The sequence below is a fragment of the Streptomyces sp. NPDC020299 genome (assembly GCF_044387825.1).
Classification (GTDB): domain Bacteria; phylum Actinomycetota; class Actinomycetes; order Streptomycetales; family Streptomycetaceae; genus Streptomyces.
Genome location: NZ_JBIRWL010000013.1, coordinates 230,781 through 246,286 on the forward strand (window position 1 = coordinate 230,781; position 15,506 = coordinate 246,286).

14 protein-coding genes are annotated in these 15,506 nt (G+C 71.2%); 12 read left to right on the forward strand and 2 right to left on the reverse strand.

Annotation, left to right across the window (positions count from 1 at the left end; translation table 11 throughout):
* Positions 1-131: 131 nt before the first annotated feature.
* Positions 132-1,301 carry an L-rhamnose isomerase gene (gene rhaI, locus ACH45E_RS30815; protein ID WP_361453524.1) on the reverse strand — a complete coding sequence of 390 codons (1,170 nt, stop codon included), beginning with the start codon at positions 1,299-1,301 and terminating at the stop codon, positions 132-134.
* A gap of 262 nt (positions 1,302-1,563) precedes the next feature.
* On the opposite strand from rhaI, the gene ACH45E_RS30820 reads away from it, so the two are divergent.
* From ACH45E_RS30820 to ACH45E_RS30870, 11 genes are all read left to right on the forward strand, one after another.
* Complete coding sequence (locus tag ACH45E_RS30820) at positions 1,564-3,081, forward strand: sugar ABC transporter ATP-binding protein (RefSeq protein ID WP_361453521.1); 1,518 nt, start codon at positions 1,564-1,566, stop codon at positions 3,079-3,081.
* Positions 3,078-4,118 carry an ABC transporter permease gene (locus tag ACH45E_RS30825; protein WP_361453518.1) on the forward strand — a complete coding sequence of 347 codons (1,041 nt, stop codon included), beginning with the start codon at positions 3,078-3,080 and terminating at the stop codon, positions 4,116-4,118. The genes ACH45E_RS30820 and ACH45E_RS30825 overlap by 4 nt, the downstream gene beginning before the upstream one ends.
* Positions 4,111-5,106, forward strand: coding sequence for an ABC transporter permease (locus ACH45E_RS30830; protein ID WP_361453515.1), 996 nt, complete (start codon positions 4,111-4,113; stop codon positions 5,104-5,106). The genes ACH45E_RS30825 and ACH45E_RS30830 overlap by 8 nt, the downstream gene beginning before the upstream one ends.
* A gap of 32 nt (positions 5,107-5,138) precedes the next feature.
* Positions 5,139-6,218, forward strand: a complete 1,080-nt coding sequence (gene rhaS, locus ACH45E_RS30835; RefSeq protein WP_361453512.1) for a rhamnose ABC transporter substrate-binding protein — start codon at positions 5,139-5,141, stop codon at positions 6,216-6,218.
* A 17-nt stretch (positions 6,219-6,235) separates the two neighbouring features.
* Complete coding sequence (locus ACH45E_RS30840) at positions 6,236-6,556, forward strand: L-rhamnose mutarotase (protein WP_361453509.1); 321 nt, start codon at positions 6,236-6,238, stop codon at positions 6,554-6,556.
* Positions 6,557-6,577: 21 nt separating this feature from the next.
* Positions 6,578-7,990: a BNR repeat-containing protein gene (locus ACH45E_RS30845; RefSeq protein WP_361453506.1), complete on the forward strand. Its 1,413-nt coding sequence runs from the start codon at positions 6,578-6,580 to the stop codon at positions 7,988-7,990.
* Between the two features lie 79 nt (positions 7,991-8,069).
* Entirely contained in the window at positions 8,070-9,095 is a 1,026-nt protein-coding gene (locus ACH45E_RS30850) for a LacI family DNA-binding transcriptional regulator (RefSeq protein WP_361453503.1), read from the forward strand.
* 123 nt (positions 9,096-9,218) lie between these two features.
* A complete protein-coding gene (locus tag ACH45E_RS30855) occupies positions 9,219-10,520 on the forward strand; it encodes an alpha/beta fold hydrolase (RefSeq protein ID WP_361453500.1) in 1,302 nt (433 codons plus the stop codon).
* 69 nt (positions 10,521-10,589) lie between these two features.
* On the forward strand, positions 10,590-11,333 hold the full coding sequence (locus tag ACH45E_RS30860; RefSeq protein ID WP_361453497.1) for a PIG-L deacetylase family protein: 744 nt from the start codon (positions 10,590-10,592) through the stop codon (positions 11,331-11,333).
* A gap of 43 nt (positions 11,334-11,376) precedes the next feature.
* Positions 11,377-12,288: an RNA polymerase sigma factor SigJ gene (gene sigJ / locus ACH45E_RS30865; protein WP_361453494.1), complete on the forward strand. Its 912-nt coding sequence runs from the start codon at positions 11,377-11,379 to the stop codon at positions 12,286-12,288.
* A gap of 79 nt (positions 12,289-12,367) precedes the next feature.
* Positions 12,368-13,225, forward strand: a complete 858-nt coding sequence (locus ACH45E_RS30870) for a pentapeptide repeat-containing protein (protein WP_361453491.1) — start codon at positions 12,368-12,370, stop codon at positions 13,223-13,225.
* Here the strand turns inward: ACH45E_RS30870 and ACH45E_RS30875 are convergent.
* Positions 13,187-14,728, reverse strand: coding sequence for a cytochrome P450 (locus ACH45E_RS30875; RefSeq protein WP_361453488.1), 1,542 nt, complete (start codon positions 14,726-14,728; stop codon positions 13,187-13,189). The genes ACH45E_RS30870 and ACH45E_RS30875 overlap by 39 nt on opposite strands.
* A gap of 125 nt (positions 14,729-14,853) precedes the next feature.
* Here ACH45E_RS30875 and ACH45E_RS30880 point away from each other — a divergent pair, with 125 nt between their 5' ends.
* Positions 14,854-15,459 (forward strand): TetR/AcrR family transcriptional regulator, encoded by a 606-nt coding sequence (locus ACH45E_RS30880; RefSeq protein WP_361453485.1) that lies wholly within the window; start codon positions 14,854-14,856, stop codon positions 15,457-15,459.
* Positions 15,460-15,506 lie beyond the last annotated feature (47 nt).

Sequence of the window (15,506 nt, forward strand, 5' to 3'; positions counted from 1 at the left end):
GGTGACGTGAAAGAGTGCGGATGAGCAGCCCACCCAGGGGCGCGGGGCTGTATCGATGTGCGGCTCCGCCGCGTGGGCGCGACAAGCCACATGTGGCCCGCAGTCCGCAAGGCACAGAACCAGGCAGACGCTCACGCCCCCCAACCGGCCTGCTCACCGCCCACTCGCTCAGCGACGATCTTCTGAGCCCACCCGGACCGCGCATACGCCCCCAGCGGATCGGGGTCCAACCCCATCTCCCCCCGCACCTCCCGAAGCAGCGGCCGCACATCCGTGCTGAACGCATCCATCAGCACGGCGTTCGCCCCGAGCACATCCCCCGCCCGCTGAGCCTCGGCCAGAGCGACGCGGTCGACCAGCAGCGCCTTGGCGGTGGCCTCCTGGACGTTCATCACCGACCGGATGATCGCCGGAATCTTCGCCTCGATGTTGTGGCACTGGTCCAGCATGAAGGCCACCTCCGAGCCGAGCCCCCCGCCGCGTACCACCTCGTACATGATCCGGAACAGCTGGAACGGGTCCGCCGCTCCCACCATCAGGTCGTCGTCCGCGTAGAACCGCGAGTTGAAGTCGAACCCGCCGAGCTTCTCCTCCCGCAGCAGCGTGGCCACGATGAACTCGATGTTGGTTCCCGGAGCGTGATGCCCCGTGTCCACCACGACCTGCGCCTTGGGGCCCAGCTTCAGACAGTGCGCGTACGCCGTCCCCCAGTCGGGAACGTCCGTCGAGTAGAAGGCGGGCTCGAAGAGCTTGTACTCCAGCAGCATCCGCTGCCCGTCCCCGAGCCGCCCGTACACCTCCGCCAGCCCCTCGGCCAGCCGGTCCTGCCGCTCGCGCAGATCATCCTGACCGGGGTAGTTGGTCCCGTCCGCGAACCACAGCTTCAGATCGCGGGAGCCCGTCGCGTCCATGATGTCGACGCACTCCAGCAGATGATCGACCGCCTTGCGCCGCACCACCACGTCGGGGTGGCAGATGCTGCCGAGCTTGTAGTCGTCGTCCTGGAAGGTGTTGGAGTTGATCGCGCCCAGCTTCAGGCCGCGCTCCTCGGCGTGCTTGGACAGCTCTGCGTAGCCATCGGAACCGTCGACCTTGTCCCACGGGATGTGCAGGGCGACGGTCGGGGCCACGCCGGTGACCGCGTGCACCTGCGCCGCGTCGTCCAGCTTCTCCTGCGGGGTACGGGGCACGCCCTGCTGGGCGAACACCTTGAAACGGGTCCCCGAGTTCCCGTACGCCCACGACGGCGTCTCGACTGCCTGGGTCTTCAGCGCGGCTTTCACCGCGGCGAGGTCGGTCACTTCGGGCTCCTGTGACATCGGGCCGGAGAGGCTTCAGGGTGAAACGATTCAGAACGGGAAGCTATGGGGCCTCCGGGGGTGTGTCAAGCCTTCCGTCCAGGCCTGTTCTCCGTGATCCGGGCGTGACCTTCCGTTATCGAAATCTTTTCGAGCGCTACCCATTGACGTGACATGTCTGCCATGCCTAACGTCCCGGCCATCCAGTTGAAACCTTTCACGACGCCGTGAGGGCCGTCCCGCCGGCGTCGTCGAGGAGCCTCCAATGACCCACCCGTCCGACACGGGACCGGCCCCGGTGCTGGCGCTGAAGGGTGTTTCGAAGTCCTTCGGCGCCGTACGCGCCCTGCGGGACGTCTCCCTGGAGCTGTTCCCCGGCGAAGTGCACGCCCTCGCCGGTGAGAACGGCGCGGGCAAGTCGACCCTGATCAAGACCCTCGCGGGGGTGCACCGACCGGACGCCGGGCTGGTGCTGCTCGACGGCGAGCCGGTCGTCTTCCACGGCCCCGGCGACGCCCGCGACGCCGGTATCGCCGTGATCTACCAGGAGCCCACGCTCTTCCCCGACCTGTCGATCGCCGAGAACATCTTCATGGGCCGGCAGCCCCGCCGGGCGCTGGGCCGCATCGACCACAAGGCCACCCACGCGGCGACCGCCGCCCTGATGAAGCGGCTCGGTGTCGTCCTCGACCCCGACCGCCCGGCCCGCGGGCTGTCCATCGCCGACCAGCAGATCGTGGAGATCGCCAAGGCGCTCTCCTTCGACGCCCGCGTACTGATCATGGACGAGCCGACCGCCGCCCTGACCGGCAGCGAGGTGGCCCGTCTCTTCGGCGTCGTCCGCACCCTGCGCGAGCAGGGCGCCGCCGTGCTGTTCATCTCGCACCGGCTGGAGGAGATCTTCCAGATCTGCGAGCGCGTCACCACGCTGCGGGACGGCGCCTGGATCGCGAGCGAACCGGTCGAGGGCATGACCGAGGACGACCTCGTACGGCGCATGGTCGGCCGCGACCTCGACGAGCTCTACCCGAAGCAGGACGTCGAGCCGGGCCAAGTCGCCCTGAGCGTGCGCCGGCTGACCCGCGAGGGCGTCTTCACCGACGTCTCCTTCGAGGTGCGCTGCGGCGAGATCGTCGGTCTCGCCGGGCTGGTCGGCGCCGGCCGCACGGAGGTCGCGCGGGCGGTCTTCGGCGTCGACCGGTGGGACGCGGGCGAGGTGGAGGTCGCCGGGCGGAAGCTGACGAACGGTGCGCCCTCCGTCGCGATGTCCGCCGGGCTGGCCCTCGTCCCCGAGGACCGGCGCGCCCAGGGCCTGGTGATGGACATGTCCATCGAGCGGAACATCGGCCTGACCGGACTGCGGACGACCGTGAAGGCCGGGCTGATGGACCGGGGCGCCGAGCGCAGCCGGTCCCTCGACTGGGCGGTCAGGCTCCAGGTGAAGTACGCCCGGATCGCCGACACCGTCTCCACCCTGTCCGGCGGCAACCAGCAGAAGGTCGTCCTCGCCAAATGGCTGGCCACCGGCCCCAAGGTGCTGATCGTCGACGAGCCCACCCGTGGCATCGACGTCGGCACCAAGGCCGAAGTGCACCGCCTGCTCAGCGAGTTGGCCGCCGACGGGGTGGCCGTCCTGATGATCTCCTCCGACCTGCCCGAGATCCTCGGCATGGCCGACCGCGTGCTGGTGATGCACGAGGGCCGGCTCACCGCCGAGATCCCCCGCTCCGACGCCACCGAGGAAACCGTGATGGCCGCAGCCACGGGGAGGGCCGCAGCATGACGGTGGCCGCTCCCGAAGAGACCCCTGTCGCCGAGGTGGCCAAGTCCACCGGCACCCGGCTGGTCGACCGTGTCTTCAAGATGCGCGAACTCGCCATCCTCGTCGTGTTCCTGGTGATGGTCGCCGTCACCCAGGCCGGCAACAGCGAGTTCCTGTCCGAGCAGGGCATCAAGGACCTGCTCCTCAACGCGACCATCCTGGTCCTCGTCGCCACCGGCCAGTCGCTGGTGGTCATCACCCGCAACGTCGACCTGTCCGTCGGTTCGACGCTCGGCATCAGCGCGTTCGCCGCCGGCACCTATCTGCACGGCGGCGGGAACGCGGTCGTCGCGATCGTCCTCGCGGTCCTGCTCGGCATCGGCTGCGGCCTGCTGAACGGTCTGCTCGTCAGCCTCGGCCAGGTACCCGCGCTCGTCGTCACGCTCGGCACGCTCTACATCATCCGCGGCGTCGACTCCATCTGGGTCGGCTCCCGGCAGATCACCGCGGCCGACCTGCCCGGCGGATTCGTGGACTTCGGCTCCGGCGGCATCTCCGCGGTCCCGTGGCTGGCGCTGATCGCGCTGGCCGTGCTGGTCGCGACGGCGTACTACCTCAAGCACTTCGGCAGCGGACGCGAGCTGTACGCCCTCGGCTCGAACCCGGAGGCCGCCCGCCTCGCCGGTATCGCGGTGCGCAAGCGGATCCTGGCCGCCTACACCTTCTGCGGCGGCCTCGCCGGACTCGCGGGCGCCATGTACCTGGCCCGGTTCGGCAACGTCGACTCCAGCACCGGCAACGGCTACGAACTCACCGTCGTCAGCGCCGTCGTGGTCGGCGGGGTGGTCTTCACCGGCGGGTCCGGCAGCGTCTACGGAGCCGCGCTCGGCGCGCTGCTGCTGACGTCCGTCAACAGCGTGCTCCCCGCCCTCGGAGTCAGCTCCGTGTGGGTGCTCGCCATCAACGGTGTCCTGCTGCTGCTCGCCATCGCGGTCGACCGGATCGTCGCACTGCGCCTGGCCTCCGCCCTGAAGAAGAGGAACGCCCGCCATGCCTGACTCGCTGACGCGCGCCATCCGCTGGGACACGGTCGTCGGCGCGCTCCTGATCGTCCTGCTGCTGCTGTCGTTCGGCTTCGTCGACGGCTTCGGCAACTCCCTCAACCTGTCGTTCCTCATCGGCAACACCCTGCCGATCGCGCTCATCGCCCTGCCGATGACGCTGCTGGTCGTCGCCGGCGAGATCGACCTGTCCGTCGCCTCGACCGCCGGGCTGTCCGGCGCGGTGATGGGCAAGCTGTGGAACGACGGCATGGCCATCGAGACGATCATCCCGATCTGCCTGCTGCTCGGGCTGATCTGCGGCTTTGTCAACGGACTGCTCGTGACCCGGCTCGGGCTGCCGTCCCTCGCCGTCACCATCGGCACCCTCGCCGCCTACCGGGGCATCGCGCAGATCGTGCTCGGCTCGGACGCGGTGACCGACTTCCCCACGCAGTACCTGGACTTCGCGGCCGGACGCGTCGGAAGCAGCTTCCTGCCGCAGGCCTTCCTGCCCTTCCTGGTGCTGCTCGCGATCGCCGTGGTCGTGCTGCACGCCACCCCGTTCGGCCGGTCGCTGTTCGCGGTCGGCGCCAGCGAGGAGGCCGCCCGGTTCGCCGGGATCCGGGTGAAGCGGGCCAAGCTGATCCTGTTCACCTCCACCGGCCTCATGGCCTCCCTCACCGGCATCTTCTGGGCCCTGCACTACGCCAGCGCCCGCTACGACAACGCCACCGGCCTCGAACTCTCCGTCGTCGCGGCCGTTCTGCTCGGCGGCATCGACTTCGACGGCGGCAAGGGCACGCTCGGCGGCGCCATCGCGGGAGTGTTCCTGCTGGGCGCGCTGCAGAACGTGATGAGCCTGCTCAACGTCTCCGCGCAGTCGCAGATCGTCGTCACCGGCGTGCTGCTCGTCGTCTCCGTGCTCGGCCCCCGGGTCGCGCGCCAGATCTCCGTCGCGAGAGCGGGCCGCCGTGCCGCCGCCTCGACGCCGGCCGCCTCGTAACTCCGCTCGCTCACCCTCGTAAAGGACCCGCCATGCGCAAGTCATCCCTCCGTCGTGCCTGCGCGGCCCTCGCCGCCGGTACCTCCCTCGCCCTCGCGCTCACCGCCTGCGGCGGCACCACCAAGAAGGACGTCAAGGACGACAACTCCGCCGCCGCCACCGCCGGCAAGGCCGACCCGAACGCCGCCACCAAGAAGGGCCTGACCGTCGGCTTCCTGCCCAAGCAGGTGAACAACCCCTACTTCACCTCCGCCGACAAGGGCGGCGAGAAGGCGCTGACCGAACTGGGCTCGAAGTACAAGGAGGTCGGCCCGTCCAGCGCCACCGACACCTCCGGCCAGGTCAGCTACGTCAACACCCTCACCCAGCAGCGGGTGAACGCGATGGCCGTCTCCGCGCAGGACCCGGGCGCGCTGTGCACCGCGCTGAAGCAGGCCATGTCGAACGACATCAAGGTCGTCACCTACGACTCCGACACCAACCCCGGCTGCCGCAACGCGTTCGTCTCCCAGGCCGGCGCCGAGGACCTGGGCCGTACCGAGGTGCAGCTGCTGGCGAAGCAGATCGGCTACAAGGGCGAGATCGCGGTCCTGTCCGCCGCGCAGACCGCGACGAACCAGAACACCTGGATCGGCTTCATGAAGGACGAGCTGAAGGACCCCAAGTACAAGAACGTCAAGCTCGTCAAGATCGCCTACGGCAACGACGACGCCCAGCAGTCCTTCCAGCAGACCCAGGGCCTGCTCCAGGAGCACCCGAAGCTGGCGGGGATCATCTCCCCGACCACCGTCGGCATCAAGGCCGCCGCCCAGTACCTCTCCGGCTCCAAGTACAAGGGCAAGGTCAAGCTGACCGGTCTCGGTACCCCCAACGACATGCGCAAGTACGTCAAGAACGGGACCGTCGACGCGTTCGAGCTGTGGGACCCGGCGAAGCTGGGCGACCTGGCCGCCCGTACCGCCGTCGCCCTGTCGTCGGGGCAGATCAGCGGCAAGGAGGGCGAGACCTTCAAGGCCGGCGACACCACGTACACCATCGGCAAGGACGGCGTGATCGTCCTGGGCAAGCCGACCGTGTTCGACGCCAAGAACATCGACCAGTTCAACTTCTAGCAGGGGAGCGGTACTTCATGCAGCGCGTCTGCTTCCTCCTCAAGGTCCGCGAGGACCGGCTCGCCGAGTACCGCGAACGCCATGCCGCCGTGTGGCCGGAGATGCTCGAAGCGCTCTCCGCCACCGGCTGGCACAACTACTCGCTCTTCCTGCGCGACGACGGCCTGCTCGTCGGCTACCTGGAGACCGAGGACTTCGCCGCCGCCCAGGCCGGCATGGAGGCCACGGACGTCAACGCCCGCTGGCAGGCGGAGATGGCGCCGTTCTTCGAGTCACTGGACGGCGCCAGGCCCGACGAAGCGATGAAACCGCTCACCGAGGTGTTCCACCTCGCCTGACCGCCCTCAGGAGCCGCATCCATGAGAAGACGAACCGTGCTCGCGTCCGCCATGCTGGCCGCCATGGCAACTGAGGGCATCGCACGGGCCGCGTCCCCCGGCCCTTCCGTCACCAAGAAGGGCACCACGCAACTCGACGCCCAAGCCGTCTACTTCGTCTCCTACGACGGCCTGGTCAACAACAACTCCTTCCAGAAGAACGGCCTGCTGACCTACAAGGGCTATCAGTACGCCGCCTGGTACACGTCCACGCGCGACGCGGTCGTCGCCCGCCGGGCGCTGGGCGCGAGCACCTGGTCGACGGTCACGCTCTCCCACCGGCTCAAGAGCGACGACTCCCACAACGTCATCTCGATGGGCGTCTCGAAGACCGACGGCCGGCTGCACCTGAACATGGACTCGCACAGCGACGGCTTCTTCTACGTGAAGTCGGCCGCCGGACTCCTCGACAACCCGGGGACCACCGCATGGACCTCGTCCGTCTTCGGCGCCGTGCAGACCTCGCTCGACGGGCTGGCGCTCACCACCCAGTTCACCTACCCGCAGTTCGTCTCCACCCCCGAGGGCAGGCTCCAGCTGAGCTACCGCGTCGGCATCTCCGGCAACGGACGCAACGCCCTCGCCGAGTACGACGGCTCGTCCTGGACCGCGCTGGGGGAGTGGAGCGCCTCCACCGGCACCTACACCAGCTCGCACGGCGCCAGCACGGCCCGCAACATGTACCTGCACGGCATCGACTACGACCTCAACGGCCGCCTGCACTCCTTCTTCACCTGGCGGGAGCAGAACGCCGCCGTGATGTGCAACAGCGGCGGCATCACCAACCACGACACCGGCTACGTGTACTCCACCGACCGGGGCCGCACCTGGCGCAACGACGCGGGCACCGTCGTCGGCACCACCGGCACCTTGGACACGGTGGCGGTCACGGACGCCGGCCTGGTGGTCGACTCGCTGAACCCGGACCACTCCCTGATGAACCAGGAGAGCCAGGCCACCGACTCCACCGGCCTGCCGCACGCGGTCATCTCCTACGTCCCCGGCCGCTTCGGCCAGTGCACCACCGATTACGTCGCCGACCGCACCGCCAACGGCCGCGCCTTCCACCTGCGCAAGAACTCCTCCGGGAACTGGCAGAAGACCGAGATCCCGGTCCCGCTGAACTCCAGCCAGCGCACCAAGCTGGTCCTGGACAAGTACGACAATGCCTACGCCGTCTTCCCCTACGGCCGGATCGCGGGCGCCTCGAAGACTGCCGGGTACACCGACTGGACGCTGCTGTACGACGGCAGCGACCTGAACGCCTTCGGGGAGGTCGTGATCGACGAGCTGCGGGTGAAGGCCGACAACGTGCTGTCGTTCCTGTACCAGGAGAAGTCCAGCGGTACGACCCCCTCGCCGCTGCACGTCGTCGACTTCGCCCTGCCCGCCTGACCGGTCGGGTGTGCGGCGGGTTGACGGTAATGTGAAGGCCCTCCCGCCGCCCCCTCGTCTTACTGGAGGTCTCCGCCCGATGGCCCAGTCGGTGGGTATCAAGGATGTCGCCCGCGTCGCCGGAGTGTCGGTGGGCACCGTGTCCAACGTCATCAACCGTCCGGACACCGTGGCCTCGGAGACGCGTGCCCGCGTGCAGTCCGCCATAGACCGGCTGGGCTACGTCCGCAGCGAGTCCGCGCGTCAGCTGCGCGCCGGCCGCAGCCGGATCATGGGCCTGCTCGTCCTCGACATGGGCAACCCCTTCTTCGTCGACGTGGCGCGCGGCGCCGAACGGGCGGCACGCGAGGCCGGACTCGGCGTGATGGTCTGCAACAGCGCGCAGAGCGCCGGCGAGGAGGCCGAGTACCTGTCCCTCTTCGCCGAGCAACGGGTGCGCGGCGTGCTGCTCACCCCGGCCGACGCCACCGGGCGCAACATCGACACGTTCCGGCGGCACGGCATCCCCTTCGTCCTGGTCGACCGGGTCGCCGAGGGCACCACCGAGTGCTCGGTCTCCGTCGACGACGTCGCGGGCGGCGCCCTGGCCGTCCGGCACCTGGTGGACGCCGGGCACCGCTCCCTCGCGTACGTCAGCGGCCCGCCCGGCTTCAACCAGGTCAGGGACCGCCGCACCGGTGCCCTGAACGCCCTCGCGGAGGCCGGACTCGGCCCGGACGCGCTGCGCGAGCTGCCCACCGAACGCCTCGACGTGGCCGCCGGACGGGACGCCGGCGCCCGCCTACTCGGCCTCGCCGAACGGCCGACCGCCGTCTTCTGCGCCAACGACCTGCTGGCCCTCGGCGTCCTCCAGGCCATGTACGCGGCCGGGGTCGTCGTCCCCGACGACCTCGCGATCGTGGGCTACGACGACATCGAGTTCGCGGCCGCCGCCGCCGTCCCACTCACTTCCGTACGGCAGCCCGCCGTCACCATGGGCGCCCTCGCCGCGGAACTGCTCCTGGAGGAGACGGAGGCACAGGACGGCCCCGGCACGCACGAACACCGCCGGGTGGTGCTCCAGCCGGAGCTGGTGGTGCGGCGCTCCAGCCTCGCCACCCGCTGAACCCCGCGGTTGCCCCGGTCCGCTGATTCCCGATTCAGTAACTTTCCATGATCCCGGGGGTCGGAAGGCGCACGGACATGTGCTGAACTGGGACGCGACCATCCGTCCGTCCCGGGAGATTCGTTGACCGTCAGCTACCGCCAGCCCGGCGTCGTCCTCACCGACCACCGCTTCACCGTCCCCCTGGACCACACCGATCCGGCGGGCGAGACCATCGAGCTGTACGCCCGGGAGGTCGTCGCGAGCGACAAGGCGGACCGGGACCTGCCGTGGCTGGTCTATCTCCAGGGCGGTCCCGGCTTCGGGGCGAACCGTTTCGTCGGCAAGCAGGCCTGGCTCGGCCGCGCCCTGGAGGACCACCGTGTCCTGCTCCTCGACCAGCGCGGCACCGGACACTCCACGCCGCTCAACCGGCAGACGCTCCCGCTGCGCGGCGGCCCCGCCGAACAGGCCGCCCACCTCGTCCGTTTCCGCGCCGACTCGATCGTCCGCGACTGCGAGCTGATCCGCCCGCGGCTGACCGGCGGCGCCCCCTGGACCGTCCTCGGCCAGAGCTTCGGCGGCTTCTGCGCGGTGACGTACCTTTCCCTGGCACCGGAGGGACTGAGCACCGCCGTGATCACCGGCGGCCTGCCCTCCCTGGACGCGCACGCCGACGACGTCTACCGGGCCGCCTACCCGCGCGTCGAACGCAAGGTCACCGCCCACTACGACCGCTACCCGCAGGACGTCGAACGCGCCCGCCGCATCGCCGACCACCTGCTGACCCACGACGTGGTCCTGGCGAACGGCTACCGCCTCACCGTCGAGGCCTTCCAGTCCCTCGGCATCCTGCTCGGCACCGGCGACGGCAGCCACCGCCTGCACTTCCTCCTGGAGGACGCCTTCGTCCGCACCCCGCACCGCTGGGAGCTGTCGGAGGCGTTCCAGGAGGAGGTGCAGGGCCAGCTGTCGTACGCGGGCCACCCGTTGTACGCCCTGGTCCACGAGGCGTGCTACGGCCAGGACGACCGCCCCACCGCCTGGGCCGCGGAACGGGTGCGCGCCGAGTTCCCGCAGTTCGACGCGGCCAAGGCGCTCGCGGGCGACGCGCCGCTGCTCTTCACCGGCGAGACCGTCCACCCCTGGACCTTCGACTGCGACCCCGCCCTGCGCCCGCTGCGCGAGACCGCCGAACTGCTCGCCGCCCGCACCGACTGGCCGCCGCTCTACGACCCCGCGCGCCTCGCCGCCAACGAGGTCCCGGCCGTCGCCGCCGTCTACCACGACGACATGTACGTCGACACCGCCCACTCCCTGCGCACCGCCCGCTCGATCCGGGGCCTGCGCACCTGGGTCACCGACGAGTTCGAGCACGACGGCCTGCGGGTCGGCGCGCCCCGCGTACTGGACCGGCTGCTGGCGATGGCCCGCGACGAGGTGTGACGCCCGGCGCTCGTCGAGGCCCGGTACAAAAGCGGTTGCGCCGGTGGCCCGGCGGCATAGTCTGCGCCCATGACCGAGCCGGAGACGGGCCAGCTGAAGCCCATGCCGAGCGACTGGCGGCGCGCCCTCGCCGTGGTGGCGCACCCGGACGACCTCGAGTACGGGTGCGCCGCGGCCGTCGCCGCCTGGACCGACGACGGCCGTGAGGTCGCCTATGTCCTCGCGACCCGCGGCGAGGCGGGCATCGACACCGTGGATCCCGCCGAGTGCGGCCCGCTGCGGGAACGGGAGCAGCGGGCGAGCGCGGCCGTGGTGGGCGTTACGGCCGTGGAGTTCCTCGACCACCGGGACGGCGTCGTCGAGTACGGCACGGCGCTGCGCCGGGACATCGCCGCGGCGATCCGCCGCCACCGGCCCGAGCTGGTGATCACCCTCAACCACCGGGACACCTGGGGCGGCGTCGCCTGGAACACCCCGGACCATGTGGCCGTCGGCCGGGCCACGCTGGACGCGGCGGCCGACGCCGGGAACCGGTGGATCTTCCCCGAACTCGCCGAGCGGGGCCTCGCCCCCTGGAACGGTGTCCGCTGGGTGGCCGTCGCCGGTTCCGCGTCGCCGACCCACGCCGTGGACGCGACGCCGGGCCTGGAGCGCGCCGTGCGTTCCCTGCTCGAACACCGCACCTACATAGCGGCGTTGACCGACGAGGACCCCGAGACATACGCCCGGGACTTCCTCACCGCGACCGCCACGGCCGGCGGCGAACGCTTCGGCGGCAGGCCGGCGGTGGCCTTCGAACTGTTCGCCAGGTAGCCCGCGGCAGGCAGCCCGCGACCACAGACCGAACGGGGACGACATGAACGACACCGAGCTCCTGGCCGACCGCTTCGAGGAACACCGCGGGCATCTCAACGCCGTGGCCTACCGGATGCTCGGCTCGCTCGCCGAGGCCGAGGACGCGGTGCAGGAGGCCTGGTTACGGCTCGGCCGGACGGACCCGACGGAGATCAGGAACCTGGGCGGCTGGCTGACGACCGTGGTCGGCCGGGTCTGCCTGGACCTGCTGCGCTCGCGCACCGCCCGTCGCGAGGAGCCGACCGCCGACATCGCCGACATGGCCGGCGCCTTCGTGCCGGACCCGGTGATCCGGCCCCTGACGGCCCTCGACCCCGAGCAGGAGGTGCTCCGGGCCGACTCGGTGGGGCTGGCCCTGCTGGTGGTGCTTCAGACGCTGGAGCCCGCCGAGCGGCTGGCGTTCGTCCTGCACGACATGTTCGCCGTGCCGTTCGACGACATCGCGCCGATCGTGGAGCGCACCCCCGCCGCGACCCGCCAGCTGGCCAGCCGGGCCCGCCGCCGCGTGCAGGGCGCCACTCCCTCCGCCGACCCCGACCTCGGCCGGCAGCGCCAGGTGCTGGACGCCTTCCTTGCCGCCTCCCGGGGCGGCGACTTCGAGGCACTCCTCGCGCTCCTCCACCCGGACGTCGTGCTGCGCGCCGACGCGGGCGCCCTGGTACGGGGCGCGGGCGCCTCCAAGGTGGTGCACGGGGCGAAGGCGGTGGCCGAACAGGCGGCGCTGTTCTCCCGGTTCGCGGTCTTCGCGCGGCCGGTGCTGGTCAACGGCTCGCTGGGGATCGTCACCGCGCCTCAGGGCCGTGCGGTGTCCGTCACCGCCCTCACCGTGGCCGACGGCCGGATCACCGGCATGTACATCCTGGCCGACCCCGACCGTCTGGCCCGCCTCGACCTGCCCGCCCTTCCCGAGTGACGTGCCCCTCAGGCACGGCGCGCGCATGCCGTCGTGGGCCACGGCGAGTGCTGACCCGCAGCTCAGTAGGCTGTAGGGCATGCCAGATCAGATAACCGGCCAGCCGGAACTGCGCGGGGACTGCGCCTCGTGCTTCGGGCTGTGCTGTGTCGCCCTGCCCTTCGCGCGCTCGGCGGACTTCGCGCTCGACAAGCCCGCCGGGCAGCCCTGCCCCAATCTCCGGGGCGACCACCGCTGCGGCATCCACACCCGGCTGCGGGACAAGGGCTTCACCGGCTGCACGGTCTACGACTGCTTCGGCGCCGGTCAGAAGGTCTCCCAGGTCACCTTCGGCGGCCGGGACTGGCGCACGGGCTCCCGCGAGGACGCCCGGCGCATGTTCGACGTGTTCCCGGTCGTCCGGCAGCTCCATGAACTGCTCTGGTACCTCACCGAGGCGCTGGGCCTGCCCGCCGCCCGCCCCGTGCACGCCGAGCTGCGCGAGGCGCTGGAGAAGACCGAGCGGCTGACCCGGCAGACCCCCGACGAACTGGCCGCGCTGGACGTGGCCGCCCACCGGCAGGAGGTCAACGTCCTGTTGCTGCGCACCAGCGACCTGGTGCGGGCGGACTTCGCCGGCAAGAGCGGGAAGGACGGGAAGGGCGGCAAGAAGAAGGACCGCCGGGGCGCGGACCTCATCGGCGCCCGCCTGAAGGGTGCCGATCTGCGCGGCGCCAGTCTGCGCGGCGCCTACCTCATCGCCGCCGACCTGACCGGCGCCGACCTGCGCGGCGCGGACCTGATCGGCGCCGACCTGCGCGACGCCGATCTCACGGACGCCGACCTGACCGGCGCGTTCTTCCTGACCCAGCCCCAGCTGGAGGCGGCGCGGGGGAGCGCCGGCACGCGGCTGCCGGGGTCAGTCGCCCACCCCGTGCACTGGACAGCGGGGCGCTGAGGCCGGGCCGTCCGCGGCCGGGGCCGTCACCGCGGCGGGTACGGGGCGCCGCTCCAGGCGCAGCCGCAGTCCCTCGGGCATCAGCGTCAGCCGTTCGGAGACCCGCAGCCGGTAGCCGGGGTCGGCGCGCAGGTCGTAGCGGCGCAGCAGCAGGCCGAGGACGAGGGTCGCCTCGTGCAGCGCGAACTGGCGGCCGATGCAGGCCCGCGCCCCGGTCCCGAACGGCTTGAAGACATGCGGGGCACGCCCCCGCGCGGCCTTCGCGTCGAACCGGTCCGGGTCGAACCGTTCGGCGTCCGGGCCCCACACCTCGGGATCGCGGTGCAGCATCGGCAGCAGCACCAGCGTCCACGCGCCCCGGCGCATCGGGTGCTCCCCGGCCAGCACCGTGTCCTGCCGGGCCTCGCGGGCGAAGGCGGGCGCGGTGGGCCACAGCCGCAGCGACTCGTCCAGCACCCGGCGCACGTACCGCAGCTTGGCGACCTGGTCGTAGCCGGGCTCCGGCGTGTCCCCCCAGACGCGGTCCACCTCGGCGCGGGCCCGGGCCGCCACCTCGGGGTGCCGGGCGAGGTAGTACAGGGCGAAGGAGAGGGCGCCCGAGGTGGTCTCGTGGCCCGCGACCAGGAAGGTGATCACCTGGTAGCGGACGTTCTCCGGTGACAGCCGCTCCCCGGTCTCCGGATGCGCCGTCGCCAGCATCCGGTCCAGCAGGTCGCCGGTCCCGGCCCCGCCCGCGTCCGCCTCGCGCCGGGCCCGTACGAGGTCGTCGACGGTGCGGTTGAGGAGGGCGATGTCGGCCGCGTTGCGCCGCGTGGCGCCGCGCAGCAGCAGCGGCGCCAGCGGGGCGGGCACGGTGTTCAGCCGCTGGGCGTAGGTGAGCGTGCCGATCATCGCCGCCACGAAGGGGTGGAGCCGGCCGTGCTCGAAGGAGCCGAAGTCGTGCCCGAACCCGGTACGGGCGATCGTCTCCAGGGTCAGCTTGGTCATGTCGCCGGGCACGTCCACGGCATGCCCGGCCGCCGTCTCCCGGTCCCAGTGCCCGGTCAGCCGGCCGGCCACGTCCAGCATCATCGGGTGGTAGCCGGCCATGGCCTCACGGCTGAAGGCGGGGGCCAGGACGTCGTGCGCGAGCTGCCAGTTGGGCTCGTGGTTGTACGCCGTGAACAGCCCGTCCCCGGCGACCGGCCGCAGATTGGCCACGCCGAGGCCGACGTGCTTGGCGAACCTGGTCTCGTCCGCGAGATCGGCCGCGAGCCGGGCGCCCGCCACGAACACGAACTCGTTCCCGAACGCCTTGCGCCTGAAGATCGGGCCGAGCCGGCGGGCGAACCGCATCGAGTCCTGGAGCGGTGTGCGCCGGTCGACGCCCAGGACGTCGCCGAGCAGCGGCAGCCGGCGCGGCGGGTGGGGGATGCGCTCCAGCTCCGGCCAGCCCTGCTCGGCACCGCGGAACCCCTTGGGCAGGGCTGCCCCGCCCGTGGTCCTGCTGCCCGTCTCCGCCATGACGCGATCTCCCTTGATCCTCAGTGCCCCGGCAGGCGCCATCGGTCGAGCGTGTTGTACGTGGGTTCAATAGCGCGTTCTCAGTGTGATCCGGTTGTTGAACTCGCGTCAAGTAAGGTGCGGGTATGGCCGCGAACCAGGGTGGGGGCACCCGTCGCCGACTCAGTACCCAGGAGCGCCGCGAGCAGTTGCTGTCGGTGGGCGCGCAGCTGTTCTCCGAGTGTCCCTACGACGACGTGTGGATCGAGCGGGTCGCGGAGATCGCCGGGGTCTCGCGCGGGCTGCTGTACCACTACTTCCCGACCAAGAGGGACTTCTTCGCGGCGGTCGTCGAGCGCGAGAGCGAACGCATGCTGCGGATGACGGAGGCCGTGCCCGGGGTGCCGGTGCGTGAGCAGCTCACCGCCGGTCTCGACGCCTTCCTGGAGTACGTCGAGACCCATGCCCACGGCTACCGCGCCTTCCACCGTGCCGACGCGGCGGGGGACCAGGACGTGCGCCGGGTCTACCAGCGGGCGCTGGCCGCCCAGGAACGCCAGATCCTGGCCGCCCTCGCCGCGGACCCGGAGTTCGGCCCGCGCTTCGCGGAGCGCTCCGACCTCAGCCTCGCGGTGCGCGGCTGGCTGGCCTTCACCACGGCGGTGTGTCTGGAGTGGCTACGAGGGTTCGACCTGTCCCGGGAACAGGTGCGGGACCTGTGCGCGCGGGCGCTGCTCGGCCTGATCGCCTAGCCGTGGCCTGAACGCACGGCCGTGGCAGGGGTATGGCCGGGGCGCGG